This is a genomic window from Bacillus sp. bc15 (genome assembly GCF_900142585.1).
Lineage (GTDB): Bacteria > Bacillota > Bacilli > Bacillales > Bacillaceae_G > Bacillus_A > Bacillus_A cereus.
This window is the reverse complement of sequence record NZ_FRBJ01000014.1, coordinates 25,130-39,089: the sequence shown is the minus strand read 5'-3', so window position 1 is coordinate 39,089 and position 13,960 is coordinate 25,130. Positions and strand designations below refer to the sequence as shown.

Below are 13,960 nucleotides of genomic sequence, written 5' to 3'. Positions count from 1 at the left end.
TTTACCATGAATTTCCGTCTTCTCATTATCCATTCCATCTACGGTAAGTCTTTTCTTTTTACAAAATTCTCTTAAAGATGATATCGTTTTTATAACATATCTCTACTAGAAAGGAATAAAGGATATGCCTAACAAACATCGAATTTTATTTATTGGCGCTGGTCGTATGGCAGAAGCTATATTTTCCGGATTACTTAAAACAAGCAAAGAGTACATCGAAGAAATTATTATCTCTAACCGAAGCAACGTAGAAAAGTTAGAACAATTACAAAGGCGATATAATGTGTCTATTACAACGGATTGGAAGCAGCATATTACATCTGTCGATACGGTTGTTTTAGCAATGCCACCTTCTGCTCATGAAGAATTATTAGCTGAGCTATCTCCGTTAATATCAAATCAACTTGTCGTAACAGTAGCAGCTGGCATTGGACCATCTTATTTAGAAGCTAGACTCCCAAAAGGCACACCTGTTGCTTGGATTATGCCTAATACAGCTGCTGAAATTGGAAAGTCTATCTCCTTATATACAATAGGACAATCAGTAACCGAGATGCATCAAGAAACCCTGCAACTGCTTTTAAGAGGTATTGGTACTTCGCAACTTTGTACTGAGGAAGAAGTTCATCAGCTTACTGCAGTTACTGGAAGTGCGCCAGCCTTCCTTTATTACTTTGCTGAAAGCTTAATTGAAGCAACAAAAAGTTATGGAGTCGATGAAGAAACCGCAAAACATCTTGTCATTCAAATGATTTCTGGCTCTGCTTCTATGCTCGAGCAAACGCAAAATCCAGCTAACCTCCGCGAACAAGTAACAACGCCAGGTGGTTCCACAGCTGAGGGTCTCAAAACTTTATACGAATATAATTTTTCAGAGGCAATTCAAAAAGCAGTAGAAGCAACAAACAAAAAAGCTAGGGGGAAATAATATGATTTTAACAAGTTTAAAAGATTATACAACATTACATAACGGTGTAAAAATGCCTTGGTTTGGTTTAGGTGTTTTTAAAGTAGAAGATGGTTCAGAAGTAATTGATTCTGTAAAAGCAGCAATTAAAAATGGCTACCGCAGCATCGATACTGCAGCAATCTATCAAAATGAAGAAGGCGTTGGACAAGCGATTCGTGAATCCGGTGTTTCACGTGAAGAATTATTTATTACCTCAAAAGTATGGAATAGCGATCAAGGATATGAAACAACACTTCAAGCATTTGAAACTACATTAGAGAAATTAGGTCTAGAATATTTAGATTTATATTTAGTACATTGGCCTGTAAAAGGGAAATATACTGAATCATGGAAAGCATTAGAAAAACTTTATAAAGATGGCCGTGTTCGCGCTATCGGTGTGAGTAATTTCCACATTCACCACTTACAAGACGTATTTGAAATTGCTGAAATTAAGCCAATGGTCAACCAAGTGGAATATCACCCACGTTTAGCACAAGAAGAGCTACATGCATTCTGTAAAGAACATAATATCCAGCTTGAAGCTTGGTCACCATTAATGCAAGGACAACTACTAGATAATCCAACGTTACAAGAAATTGCGACAAAATATAATAAATCAACTGCGCAAATTATTTTACGCTGGGATTTACAAAACGAAGTTGTAACAATCCCTAAATCAATTAAAGAACATCGCATTATTGAAAATGCAAACATCTTCGACTTTGAATTAAGTGCTGATGATATGAAAGCAATTCAAGCTTTAAATGAAGATCGTCGCGTTGGTCCAGATCCAGATAACTTTAACTTCTAGTAGAAAAACCACTGCCATATGCAGTGGTTTTTTTGCTTAAGAAAACTGAAAATTTAAACTATATTCCATTTGGTTGACACTTCATTATTCAAGGTGTAAGATTTTGAATTATCAAAGAAACACAAAAATTAATAAAATTTATTCGTTTACTCATTGTATCAAGAGAGGTGGAGGGACTGGCCCTTTGAAACCTCGGCAGCAGGTTCATTTTGAATACTGTGCCACTTCCTGCAAGCTTTATGCTTGAAAGATAGAATGAGGGACTTCGTTTATATACGGGTGCATAACTTGTACGTAAAAATCCCTCTTTCTCAATATGAAAAGAGGGATTTTTTATTTTTCATTTCCCTCATCATCATCCAAACTTAATTATTTAGGAGGAAAATCAAATGAAAAAGAAGTTTGTACCCGGTATTGCATCAGTTGTAGGAGTAAGTATTTTATTAACTGGTTGCGGTAGTTATAAAAACGAAGCAAGCGGAGCAAATGCAAAAGACGAGGCACCTAGTAAACAGGTTTTAAACTTATCTTCACCTACTGAAATACGAACAATGGATACGGCTCGTGCTACAGATACTGATTCTGGTCAAGTAATGAGAAACGTATTTGAAGGTTTGTATAATCTTGGTGAAGGTAACAAACCTGTTCCTGGTGTTGCAAAATCTCATGAAGTAAGTGGCGATAAAACGAAATACACATTCCATTTGCGAGATTCAAAATGGTCAAACGGCACTCCTGTTACAGCGAAAGATTTTGTGTTCGCTTGGCAACGTGCCGTAGATCCAGCAACAGCCTCTGAATATGCATTTCTATTCTTTGATATTAAAAATGCAACAAAAATTAACAACAAAGAACTTCCAGCCGACCAACTTGGTGTAAAAGCAGTTGATGACCATACGTTTGAGGTAGAATTGGAGCGTCCTGTTCCGTATTTTATTAGCTTAACAGCGTTCCCAACATTTCTACCAATTAACGAGGAATTCTTTAAAGCACAAGGTGATAAGTACGCTTTAGAAGATAATACAATCTTGTACAATGGAGCTTTTACACTAAGCGATTGGAAGCACGAACAAAGCTTTAAATTTAAGAAGAACCCCACCTATTGGGATAAAGATACTGTCAAACTAGAAGAAATCAATTTTAACGTCGTAAAAGAAAAATCAACAGAAGTAAATTTATTCGAGTCAAAACAATTAGATCGTATAAAACTAACATCTGACTTCGTTGATAAATATAAAAAAGATGCTAACTTTAAAGAACGTCCAAATGTAGGCGTACAATTTTTACGCATGAATCAACAAAACAAAGTACTTCAAAACGTTTCTGCACGCCAAGCAATCGATCAAACAATTGATAGAAAATCCTTTGTAAATACGTTATTAAATGATGGCTCTACACCAACATTTGGTCTCGTTCCAAAAAACTTTGCAAAAGGACCTGAAGGAAAAGACTTCCGTACTGCAAACGGCGATTTAACAAAAGTTGATACAAAATCTGCACAAGAATTATGGAAAAAAGCTAAACAAGAGCTTGGTTCTGAAAAGATAACATTAGAATTATTAACGAGTGATGCTGACCTTGATAAGAAAACTGGTGAATTCTTAAAAGGGCAACTAGAAAAGAATCTAGATGGATTAACAGTAAATATAAAACCGCAACCGCGTAAGCAACAAGTTTCGCTTTTATTAAAAGGTGACTACGAAATCGGAATTGACGGCTGGAGCCCTGACTTTGCGGATCCAATTACATTCCTTGAGCTATTTACAACGAATAACCCTTATAACTTAGATCATTACTCTAATAAGGAATTCGATGAAACAATAGCAAAAGTGAAAACAACTTTAGCTGGTGATGAAAAAGCTCGCTGGGAAGCATTACTAGAATCCGAGAAAATATTATTTAAAGACTCTGTTATCGCTCCTCTTTACCAAAAAGGCGAATCTTATTTAGAACGTTCTTATGTGAAAGGAATTGTGCAAGTAGACTTTGCGGGTCAATTAAACTTCAAGTGGGCAAAAATTGAAAAATAAAGTAAAACCGTAATAAGTGGGGGTTCTTCATCCCCACTTATTATTAGCCCACACCAATTGTTTTTTTAGCAAAATATATTAAAAGTAGGTTCTCTCACACAAAAGAATCTACTTTTTTAATATATTATTCTAAGAAATTAACATTCTATTTTTATTATTGACATATAGTTCTTTCCAGTGTTAATATTCTAAATAATCAAAGAAACGAAATATTTCACCATCAAAATATAATGTCTACTAAGTTGAAACATATAACGATAGATTATAGCTCAACATGTATATACATATAGAACACCTGATTACCTATAAACAAATATTTATAATAGGTTCTATCTCCTTCTATAGCTACTTCAAGACATGGACATTATGACGTTACGAACAACACATTTAGGGAGGAACGAACAATGAAGAAAAAAGTTGTACCTGTTGTTGCATCTGTTTTAGGGGCAAGTCTATTACTAACTGCTTGCGGGGGAAATAAAGATAATGCAGGCGGAGCGAAAGCAAACGATAAAGTACCTGATAAACAAGCAATTAACTTATCATTCGCTTCAGAAATTCCAACAATGGATGTTGCAAAAGCAACGGATGGGGAATCCATGAATGTAATGCGCAATGTTTTTGAAGGTTTATATGCAATGGGAGAAGATAATAAACCGATTCCTGGTGTTGCTGAGTCGGTTGACATTAGTCCCGATAAAACAAAATATACATTCCATCTGCGTGATTCAAAATGGTCAAACGGTACTCCTGTTACAGCAAAGGACTTCGTCTTTGCTTGGCAACGTGCCGTAAATCCTGATACAGCAGCTGAATACGCATTCTTATTCTTCGATGTACAGAATGCGAAACAAATAAACCAAAAACAATTACCAATTGATCAACTAGGGGTCAAAGCTGTTGATGACAAAACGTTAGAAGTACAACTAGACCGTCCTGTTCCTTACTTCTTAAGCTTAACGACATTCTCAACATTCTTGCCAATTAATGAAGAGTACTTAAAGTCTCAGGGCGATAAATACGGTTTAGAAACAAATCATTTAATTTACAACGGTGCTTTCACATTAGATAACTGGAAACACGAACAAAGTTTCCAATTGAAGAAAAACCCTAACTATTGGGATGCTAAAACGGTAAAATTAGAAGAAATCAACTTCAATGTCGTTAAAGATAAGTCTACAGAAGTGAACTTATATGATTCAGGACAAATTGATCGCGTTGCTTTAACTGCAGAGTTTGTTGATAAATATAAGAACGATCCAAACTTCAAGGAACGCGCTGAAGTCGGCATTCAATTCTTACGACTAAATCAGAAAAATGAAACATTAAAAAATCAACATGCACGCCTTGCTATTAACGGCGCAATGAATAAAAAGGCTTACGTAGAAACAATTTTAAATAACGGTGCTATTCCAGCTGAAGGAATGGTTCCTGCGAAATTTGCAAAGAGTCCAGAAGGCAATGACTTCCGTAAAGAAAATGGAAATCTAGTCAAGGATGATGTGAAAACAGCGAAAGAAAACTGGAAAAAAGCAAAACAAGAACTTGGTACTGACAAAGTAACAATCGAACTATTAACAAGTGACAATGCTTTAGCTAAAAAGACTGGTGAATATTTAAAAGGTGAATTAGAAAAAAACCTAGATGGATTAACAGTGAATTTAAAACCACAACCACGTAAACAACAGTTGAAACTACTATTAAGTGGTGACTATGAAATTGGTATTGACGGCTGGGGCCCTGACTTCGCTGATCCAATTACATTCTTAGATTTATTTACAACAGATAGTGCTTATAACTTCGATAAATACTCTAACAAAGAGTACGATGAGCTAATTCATAAAGTGAAAACAGATTTAGCTGGCGATGAAAAAGCACGCTTTGAAGCAATGAAGCAAGCTGAAAAAATTCTATTACAAGACGGCGCTGTCGCTCCTTTATACCAACAAGGTCGTTCTTACTTACAACGCTCTTTCATTAAAGGACTTGTAACGACTGACTTCGGCGGTGAATTTAACTACAAGTGGACAGAAGTTGCAAAATAACAAAAGTAAAAAGGTATCCTACGAAGGATACCTTTTTACTTTTATACAACTTTAACTACAGAGCTTCTTCTTCCCTTTACCATTCCTTTTATAGCTAAAGTCTTCACTGCTACTAATTGTGTAACCAATACAATAACTAATAATGAAATAATATTTCTCTCTAAACTAACTCCTCCGAATATTATTGTATAATAGCCATTTGCTGCATATGTTGCTTGAAATAATTCACCGATCGTTTGATACGTTTTAGAAAGCATTTCAGTACCTCCTCACAACTTCAATTTACCATATACATACAAATCATTTTTGATTTAAATTGCGGATGAGTCCTTGTGACTGCAGGATAATAATTTATTTTCAACACATACATAATTACATGTTTTTGGGAAAAACTTGTATAGAACGAATTTACATAAGGAGGAATTTATAATGAGAATTCTACTATCAGTTTTATTAGCTCTTATGCTAGTACCTGCATTAACAGGATGTAAAGCCCCTGCAAAAGAAGACACAACTTCTAATAAAAAGACGACTGAAGAAGCAAAAAATGAGGCTCCTGCAGATTTAAAACTAAACTTTAATGAATTTAGTTTAGATGCTGACTATCAAGATACGAAGAAAGACTACGAAGCTGATTATAAGAATGTAGCCGCTGATAAGAAAATGGAAGCAAAGCTTGAAGACCATAAAACAAATGCAAAGTTTACAGGTGACGAGGCTATTACAAAATTAAGCCCCCTTCTACAAGAATTAAAATTTGATAAAGATACTGCTGACCAAGAAGTAATCGATCAAGTAGTGAACGTGTTCAAACTTGATAAAGACTATCAAAAATTTGATTTAGAAGTTGTCTTCTCTGATGGAACGAAAAAAGAATATAAAAGAGAAATAAAATAAAGAAGTAGGCAATTGCCTACTTCTTTATTTTTTAATTTTTGCGTATCTTAGTTCTGGACTAGAACCGATAATGAACTGAACACCAGATACTGATGGTTTTTGTAAATATGAAGCACTTGGGAAAATAATTGGGATTAATGGTGAATCTGTAAACATAATATCTTCCGCTTTATGCAATAAGTCAAAACGCTTATCTTCGTTTTGTTCAACTTTTGCTTCTTTTACTAAAGCGTCAAATTCTTTATTATGCCATTTTGCATAGTTATTCGGACCATCACCTGCATATAAATCTAGTTTAGTAATTGGATCTAATAAAGAGCCGCCCCATCCCATATAAGCTAATTGGAAATCACTTTGCTTGTATGTGTCGATGTAACTCTTCCACTCTTTATTTTCTAATTTAATATCTACGCCAAGATTTTTCTTAAACATTTCTTGCATTGCTTCTGCTACTTTTTTATGTTGTGTATCTGTAGTGAATTTTAATGTTACTTCAGGTAATGTAGACCACCCTTGTTCTTTCATACCTTCTTCTAATAATTTTTTCGCTTCTGATGGATCAAATTTAACGTAATCACCTTTTTCTTTACGGAAATCACGACCACTTTGTGTTTTTGCTCCTTCTGGAACGAATGCATATGCTTCTTGCGCATTATTTTTATACAGTTTTTCAACGATAAATTTACGATCAACCGCTAATGAAAATGCTTTACGTACTTTCGCATTTGTAAACGGCTCTTTTTCTACGTTAAACGAATAAATATAAGATGAGAATCCTGCAACACGCTTATATTCTTTATTTCCTTTTTCTTTTTCAATCATCTCTTGTGGTAAACCACTTAGTAAATCTAATTCTTTTGATTTAAATAATTGATACGCTGTTTTAGAGTCTGGAATAATACGAAACTCAATTTCTTTTAATGTTACCTTTTTATCGTAGTATTCTTTATTTTTTTGTACTGTAATAGCCTGGTTATGCTTCCACTCTTTTAACTTGAATGGTCCATTCGTAATTAACTCTTTTGGATCTGTTTTTAATTTATTATTATCATCAATCGACTTTTTAGCTAATGGAATAAATAATGAGCTTGCTAATTTCTGTTTAATAGAAGCAACTGGATGTTCAAGAGTTACCTTTAATGTTTGAGGATCAACGACTTGAATACCAACTTGTCCCTCTTCACCTTTTCCAGTATTATATGCCTCTGCCCCTTTAATGAAATACATTTCTGTCGCATTCATAGAACCCGTTTTCGGATTTAATAATCGCTTCCATGCAAATTCAAAATCATTTGCCGTAATAGGAGAACCATCTGACCATTTAATATCTTTCTTCAAATGGATTGTATATTCAGTTCCATCAGCATTTACTTCTTCTTTCTCTGCTAATTCATTTTGATATTTCCCATCACTATCTTGCGTATATAAACTTGAAAACAACTGCCCAATGATATAACCTGACGTGCTATCTGTTGCAATAGCAGAATCAAGTGTGTATGGATCACTACTAATATTCGTTACTAATCGATCGCCTTCTCCCTTACCAGCACTCGCCTTTTGCGTCTCTTTCTTACCGCAAGCGACCGAAGTAATCGCTAAAACAGTCATAATGATAAACAGTAAAAACTTCTTCATCCTATATTCTCCTTTAACCCGAAATTTTTGGTGTTGATGCTAACAATGTTTTTGTATAAGAATGTTGTGGATTACGGAACACTTCGTCCGTATTTCCAAATTCAACAAGTTCTCCTTTATATAAGACAGCCACTTTTTCACATAAATAGTGAACCATCGGCAAATCATGCGCGATGAATAAATATGTATAGCCTTGTTCCTTTTGAATTTTTTGCAGCAGATGTACAATTTGAATTTGCAATGAAACATCTAATGCTGAAATTGGTTCATCAAGAATTAATACTTCTGGCTCACACAATAACGCTCTTGCAATAGCAATTCGTTGACGTTGTCCTCCGCTAAATTCGTGCGGATAGCGATCAATATATCGTCTATCTAATCCCACACGTTCTAGCGCATCACCTGCTACTTTATCCTTTAATCCTTTATCACCTAAACCGAATGAAATATAACCTTCCGTTACGCTATCGTGTACTTTCCAGCGCGGATTTAACGCTGCTGTGGAATCTTGAAAAATAAACTGTACTTTCTGTAAGAAATCACGTTTATGAGCTGCCTTCAACTTGTGAACAACTTGACCGTTATAATCAATTTCACCAGACGTTGGGCTCTCGATCCCAGCTATGAGCTTACCAAGTGTTGTTTTTCCTGAACCACTTTCACCAATAATGCCAAGTGTTGTTCCTTTCGGAATAGAAAGTGATATGTCTTTTAACGCTGTGATTTCTTTACTTTTACTTCCATACGTTTTCGTTACTTGCTTTATAGTAATTAAATCTGTCGTCATGAGGCATTCACCTTCTCTTTTGATTTCGCTTTATTATGCTCTAGAACATGTTGCCAACAATGTGAACTATGCTCCTTAGAATATGTGGTTCTCTCTGGAAAACGATGAATACATTCTTTTATCGCTACTGGACAACGATTTACAAAAGGACAACCAAAGCTATTTAATGTTTCAATGGAAGGTGTCGTTCCTTCTATAGCACGTAATACCTTTTCAGAATCATCCATATTCGGAATTGCTTGTAGTAAGCTTTTTGTGTATGGATGTTTAGGGGAACCTATCACTTCCTCTATCGTTCCTTTTTCAACGACACGTCCCCCGTACATAACAACTACTCGATCAGCTACTTCACGTACAAGTGCCAAATCATGTGTAATTAATAAAATACTCGTATTTTGTTTTTCTTTTCTTTCTTTTAATAGCCCCATAATTTGTTTCTGAATCGTTACATCTAACGCTGTTGTCGGCTCGTCTGCAATTACAAGCTTTGGATGACAAGCAAACGCAATTGCTAAACAAATACGCTGCCTCATACCTCCGCTTAATTGATGTGGGTACTGTTCAAAGCGTTTCTCTGCTTCATGTATCCCTAAACCTGTTAACAAGTTAATCGCAATTTCCTTCGCTTCTCTTTTCGATTTTTTCCCATGTTGCAAAACTACTTCTGTAATTTGTTTGCCTACCTTCATCGTTGGGTTTAAAGATGAAAGCGGATCTTGAAAGATAAAAGCAATATCTTTCCCACGAATTTGATTCCATTCTGATTCTTGTAGATTCGTTAATTCCTCTGATTCAAAAGATATATTTCCATCATCAATATGAATTGATTCTTGATTTAAGCCGATAATAGATTGTGCTGTAACACTTTTCCCTGAGCCACTTTCTCCTACAAGCGCAACTATTTCACCTTCGCTAATAGAAAAGGAAACATGCTTCACAATTGCTTGTTTACTATTCTCTTTTTCAACGGCTAACGTTACGTTTTCTAAAGATAAGATTTGTGCCATGTTTTTTCTCCTTTCGATTCCGTTTGACGATTTTTGGATCAATCGCATCTTGCAAACCATCACCAATTGCATTAAATGCGAACATAATGAGAGCAATCATGATTGCTGGGAAGAATAGCTGCCACCATTCTCCGCTCAATAATGTCCCAAGTGCATCATTCGTCATCGTCCCCCAGCTTGCTGCCGGTGATTGCACTCCTAGTCCGATAAAGCTTAAAAATGATTCTGAGAAAATAGCTGCTGGAATTGTAAATGATAAATTTACGATAATAATGCCTGTTAAGTTCGGAATTAAATGCCCGTATATAATTTTCATATGTGATGTACCTAATCGCTCCGCTGCAATAACAAACTCTCTTTGTTTTAAAGATAAAACTTGCGCCCTAACGAGACGTGCCATACCAATCCATCCTGTTAATGCAAGGGCGATGATAATGGTAAAAAGACCTGGTTTCATAACAATTAATAATAAAATAACAATCAATAAATACGGGATACCGTATAACACTTCGATTCCTCGTATAATCCACTCATCAATTAATGTCCCAAAGCGATTGCGCCCTCTCACATATCCACTAAATCCTCCAATTAGCACACCAAGTCCTATATCAAGAGCAGCTGCCACTAATCCAACTGTTAATGAAATTTTCCCGCCAGCCCAAGTACGTGCCCATATATCTCTTCCCAAATCATCTGTTCCGAACCAATGCTCACTACTAGGTGGTAAGTTTGTGGCCTCTTTTACTTGTTCACTCGCAGTAAATGGCGTTAAACTTTCACCAACAAGCGAGAAAACAATAATGAGTAATAACGTCACTGATCCTAAAACTGCGATTGGATTCGATACAAACTTACGAAACACTTCTTTCTTTCGGCTAATCTTTTGCTGATCTTTATTTATCGTTAATTCTTTTTTCTCTTCATTTGTTAATATCTGGTCATTAATTTCATAAGCTCCCATCTAAATACCCTCCTCCTTATGTAATAGAACGAATACGTGGATCAACAATGCGATGAATAATATCTGTAATGAAAATACAAGCAATTAATAATGCACTATAGAAAATCGTTGTTCCCATAATCACCGGATAGTCTCGGTTAAAAATACTATCTACAAAATATTTTCCTAGGCCAGGAATTGAAAAGATTTTTTCAATAACGAAAGTCCCTGTTAAGAGTCCAGCCATTAACGGTCCAACAAATGTAAGTACTGGAACAATCGCATTTCGAAGAGCGTGTCTTATAATAATCTTCTTAATTGGTATACCTTTTGCTCTTGCTAGCTTAATATAATCACTCTGCAGTACTTCGATCATATTAGAACGAACAAACCTTGTAATAACTGCGATTGGCCCTAACGCTAATGCAAAGGATGGCAATACCGTATGTTCGAATGTTCCCCAAGAGGCTACTGGTAAAAACTCAAATTGGATAGCGAATACTTGTATAAATAGTGGTGCTAAAATAAAACTTGGAATAGAAATACCTAAAATTGCGAGCAAACTCACACTATAGTCAATTAATCTCCCATGATATAGAGCAGCAAATGTCCCTACCGCAATTCCTACTAACAATGAAATAACAAGTGCTTGTAGACCAATAATTGCTGATGGACCAAAGCCAGTTGTTATAATTTCTGATACACCTTGCCCGGTTGATTGAACAGATTCACCAAAATCAAAATGAACTACACCGTCTAAATAAGCAACATATTGATTCCATAACGGTTCATCAAGGTGATACTTCGCTCTCATGTTTTGGATCACTTCTTCAGGAAAGATTTTTGCATCTGATGAAAATGGATCTCCCGGAATAATATGCATAATTAGAAATGTCACTGTCGTAATAACCCATAGTGTGAACACCATAACCGATAATTTTTTAATTACATACACTTCAATAACCCCCTAAACACATGAATTTACTTTGTTTTATGAATGTACTTTTTCCATTACTCCCTTTTCTCTTTTTAGAATACAAAAAGCCTTGATCTTAAAAAATAAGATCAAGGCTTAACAAACAAAGGCCCATCACTTATCTTTCAAGACTTGCTTGCTGGAATTAGCACGGTGTTCCTATTACAGAACCCGCTGCTGAGGTGTCATAGGGCCAGTCCCTCTACCTCTCTGGATAAGTAAATTGCTATATTATTATTTGGTTCAAATTGTATATTTCGAATTATAATTCTGAAAAATTGAAAAGTCAATCGAATTGGATAAATTTAGAAAAATCAGTTTTTAATTCTTTTATCGAAATTACAGTTTTCTGCTTATCATAACAAGAAATGATGTTAAAGGAGTTATAAGATGGATCCCTTACTTCTTGCTACTATAGGATTATCCTTAACTATCGTTATACTTGTCATCATCGGCTTCTATAAACTCTTTATTAAAAAGAAACGTATCACTTCTTTCTTATACCCCTTTCGATAATATTACCGGGCAAACTATTTCCGAATTTCACGAAGAACAGAAAATATTAGTATCTGAGGATGAAGACGGAGATGGTAAGAAGAAAAAATAACCTTGCACAGGCAAGGTTATTTTTTCGTTTCTGCTTGAAAACGTTTATAGTATGTCGATGCTGTTGCAAAATTAATTTCTATATCACGAATCAACGATGAATCTTCTTCTTTAGCTAACTTCTGTAATTTTTTCATCGCTTGTTCTGATTCATTCAAGAAACCAACATATACCTCATGTTCTTGCTCTTTCGACTTCGGAACACGAATTTCTTTACGTATATGATCAATATCTTCTAACATGCTCGTTGTTACCTTTTGCACGTCTTCTTTATATGTAGCATTCGTTATTTCCTTACCGCCCTTTTCTTTTGCCACTTCAAATAACTGGAGTGCTTTATTAATTTCTTTATTCATTTTTATATCGTATTTTTCATGTACTGCAAGGTATTCTTTCATCTCTTCTGTTTGTTCAGTAGATTGCTCTACCTTTTCTTTCGGTTCTTTCGTATCTTTATTTCCATTACATCCTGCTAGAAGGATCATACTTCCCATTACAGCAATACCCAAAACCTTCTTCATCTCTTCTTCTCCTTTTATCTACAGCTATTACTCGTTATAGTTTCTTTTATCTCCACTTGTTATTATACCGAGAACTCCCTACTTTTTACACTTAAGACGACATCGTAATATATATACCAACATGTTTGTCACAGTATCGTCACTTTATACAAATAACTTTTGCAATGCTTTACTACATCACCTTACAAAACTGTAAGCACACATAAAGAACAAACCATGCTAGACTTACATATGCATAACGCAAACATATGTAAGGTTTTAAGGAGAATCATCTATGTACAACACAATGCCTTTTATGGGAGAAGATATTCGTGTCCTTATTCGCGAAAAATCACTTCATATCGAAAATACAGAGAGCCTTCGCCGCGTATTAAAGAAGAAGCATGCTCCATTTAAGTTAGCTCAATATTTAAAACAACAACATACAAATCAATTTCATACCGTGCTAAATATATCGGATAAATCATTAACAATCGAAATCATCGGTCATGTCTACATTGGAAACTTTGCAGATACCTTAAAGGAAATCCCACGTATACCGAAGATTGCTCCTATTATCGTTAAAAAAGCGTATAAAATTACTGACCATACCGATATTATCGACTGTGGGGAAAAAGAAGTCGATAGTAATCGCTGGGTGTGGGATAAACTTGCTGTTTTATATGATACGATCATGAATAATATGTATGAGGTATTTCAAAGAAATGAAAAAAAGAACTGATTCAAACATTCCCTTTGAATCAGTTCTTTTTT

The 13,960-nt window shown here is 35.1% G+C and carries 13 protein-coding genes, 1 pseudogene and 2 riboswitches; of the genes and pseudogenes, 7 read left to right on the top strand and 7 right to left on the bottom strand.

All coding sequences use genetic code 11. The annotated features are described in order from the left end of the window. The first annotated feature begins 124 nt into the window (after positions 1-124). From proC to BUA87_RS26900, 4 genes are all read left to right on the top strand, one after another. A complete protein-coding gene (proC, locus tag BUA87_RS26915; protein ID WP_063546217.1) occupies positions 125-928 on the top strand; it encodes a pyrroline-5-carboxylate reductase in 804 nt (267 codons plus the stop codon). Between the two features lies 1 nt (position 929). Next, complete coding sequence (locus tag BUA87_RS26910) at positions 930-1,763, top strand: aldo/keto reductase (RefSeq protein WP_000604196.1); 834 nt, start codon at positions 930-932, stop codon at positions 1,761-1,763. 152 nt (positions 1,764-1,915) lie between these two features. Beyond that, a riboswitch (SAM riboswitch) is annotated at positions 1,916-2,020 on the top strand. A gap of 132 nt (positions 2,021-2,152) precedes the next feature. Beyond that, positions 2,153-3,793, top strand: coding sequence for a peptide ABC transporter substrate-binding protein (locus tag BUA87_RS26905; protein ID WP_053565427.1), 1,641 nt, complete (start codon positions 2,153-2,155; stop codon positions 3,791-3,793). A 404-nt stretch (positions 3,794-4,197) separates the two neighbouring features. Continuing rightward, the gene (locus BUA87_RS26900) at positions 4,198-5,838 is read left to right on the top strand and encodes a peptide ABC transporter substrate-binding protein (protein WP_071713802.1); all 1,641 of its coding nucleotides are present in this window, start codon (positions 4,198-4,200) and stop codon (positions 5,836-5,838) included. A 41-nt stretch (positions 5,839-5,879) separates the two neighbouring features. On the opposite strand, the gene BUA87_RS26895 is transcribed toward BUA87_RS26900, so the two are convergent. Then, on the bottom strand, positions 5,880-6,095 hold the full coding sequence (locus BUA87_RS26895) for a hypothetical protein (protein WP_065481514.1): 216 nt from the start codon (positions 6,093-6,095) through the stop codon (positions 5,880-5,882). A 172-nt stretch (positions 6,096-6,267) separates the two neighbouring features. Between BUA87_RS26895 and BUA87_RS26890 the strand changes: the two genes are divergently transcribed. Then, the gene (locus BUA87_RS26890) at positions 6,268-6,735 is read left to right on the top strand and encodes a YusW family protein (RefSeq protein WP_053565429.1); all 468 of its coding nucleotides are present in this window, start codon (positions 6,268-6,270) and stop codon (positions 6,733-6,735) included. Positions 6,736-6,759: 24 nt separating this feature from the next. Here BUA87_RS26890 and BUA87_RS26885 read toward each other — a convergent pair whose 3' ends face one another. Genes BUA87_RS26885 through BUA87_RS26865 form a run of 5 tightly spaced genes read right to left on the bottom strand, consistent with a single transcriptional unit; the run spans position 6,760 to position 12,059 of the window. Next, positions 6,760-8,370, bottom strand: coding sequence for a peptide ABC transporter substrate-binding protein (locus tag BUA87_RS26885; protein WP_071713801.1), 1,611 nt, complete (start codon positions 8,368-8,370; stop codon positions 6,760-6,762). Positions 8,371-8,383: 13 nt separating this feature from the next. After that, complete coding sequence (locus BUA87_RS26880; RefSeq protein WP_000205645.1) at positions 8,384-9,157, bottom strand: ABC transporter ATP-binding protein; 774 nt, start codon at positions 9,155-9,157, stop codon at positions 8,384-8,386. Beyond that, positions 9,154-10,164 (bottom strand): ABC transporter ATP-binding protein, encoded by a 1,011-nt coding sequence (locus BUA87_RS26875; protein ID WP_071713800.1) that lies wholly within the window; start codon positions 10,162-10,164, stop codon positions 9,154-9,156. The genes BUA87_RS26880 and BUA87_RS26875 overlap by 4 nt, the downstream gene beginning before the upstream one ends. Next, on the bottom strand, positions 10,121-11,125 hold the full coding sequence (locus BUA87_RS26870) for an ABC transporter permease (protein ID WP_071713799.1): 1,005 nt from the start codon (positions 11,123-11,125) through the stop codon (positions 10,121-10,123). Before BUA87_RS26870 ends, BUA87_RS26875 begins: the two co-directional genes overlap by 44 nt. 16 nt (positions 11,126-11,141) lie before the next feature. Further along, a complete protein-coding gene (locus BUA87_RS26865; protein ID WP_071713798.1) occupies positions 11,142-12,059 on the bottom strand; it encodes an ABC transporter permease in 918 nt (305 codons plus the stop codon). Between the two features lie 136 nt (positions 12,060-12,195). After that, positions 12,196-12,301, bottom strand: a riboswitch (SAM riboswitch). A 169-nt stretch (positions 12,302-12,470) separates the two neighbouring features. Here BUA87_RS26865 and BUA87_RS26860 point away from each other — a divergent pair. Next, a pseudogene (locus BUA87_RS26860) lies at positions 12,471-12,687 on the top strand (DUF3951 domain-containing protein). 16 nt (positions 12,688-12,703) lie between these two features. Here the strand turns inward: BUA87_RS26860 and BUA87_RS26855 are convergent. Further along, positions 12,704-13,207, bottom strand: a complete 504-nt coding sequence (locus BUA87_RS26855) for a hypothetical protein (RefSeq protein ID WP_000756523.1) — start codon at positions 13,205-13,207, stop codon at positions 12,704-12,706. Between the two features lie 274 nt (positions 13,208-13,481). On the opposite strand from BUA87_RS26855, the gene BUA87_RS26850 reads away from it, so the two are divergent. Beyond that, entirely contained in the window at positions 13,482-13,928 is a 447-nt protein-coding gene (locus BUA87_RS26850) for a hypothetical protein (protein WP_000282869.1), read from the top strand. The last annotated feature ends 32 nt before the right edge of the window (positions 13,929-13,960 follow it).

Bases quoted from the DNA above. Each gene is read 5' to 3' on its own strand.
- BUA87_RS26900 (WP_071713802.1), top strand. From the start codon at position 4,198: ATGAAGAAAAAAGTTGTACCTGTTGTTGCATCTGTTTTAGGGGCAAGT.
- BUA87_RS26910 (WP_000604196.1), top strand. From the start codon at position 930: ATGATTTTAACAAGTTTAAAAGATTATACAACATTACATAACGGTGTA.
- BUA87_RS26870 (WP_071713799.1), bottom strand. From the start codon at position 11,125: ATGGGAGCTTATGAAATTAATGACCAGATATTAACAAATGAAGAGAAA.
- BUA87_RS26875 (WP_071713800.1), bottom strand. From the start codon at position 10,164: ATGGCACAAATCTTATCTTTAGAAAACGTAACGTTAGCCGTTGAAAAA.
- BUA87_RS26850 (WP_000282869.1), top strand. From the start codon at position 13,482: ATGTACAACACAATGCCTTTTATGGGAGAAGATATTCGTGTCCTTATT.
- BUA87_RS26895 (WP_065481514.1), bottom strand. From the start codon at position 6,095: ATGCTTTCTAAAACGTATCAAACGATCGGTGAATTATTTCAAGCAACA.
- BUA87_RS26880 (WP_000205645.1), bottom strand. From the start codon at position 9,157: ATGACGACAGATTTAATTACTATAAAGCAAGTAACGAAAACGTATGGA.
- BUA87_RS26905 (WP_053565427.1), top strand. From the start codon at position 2,153: ATGAAAAAGAAGTTTGTACCCGGTATTGCATCAGTTGTAGGAGTAAGT.
- BUA87_RS26855 (WP_000756523.1), bottom strand. From the start codon at position 13,207: ATGAAGAAGGTTTTGGGTATTGCTGTAATGGGAAGTATGATCCTTCTA.
- BUA87_RS26885 (WP_071713801.1), bottom strand. From the start codon at position 8,370: ATGAAGAAGTTTTTACTGTTTATCATTATGACTGTTTTAGCGATTACT.
- BUA87_RS26890 (WP_053565429.1), top strand. From the start codon at position 6,268: ATGAGAATTCTACTATCAGTTTTATTAGCTCTTATGCTAGTACCTGCA.
- proC (WP_063546217.1), top strand. From the start codon at position 125: ATGCCTAACAAACATCGAATTTTATTTATTGGCGCTGGTCGTATGGCA.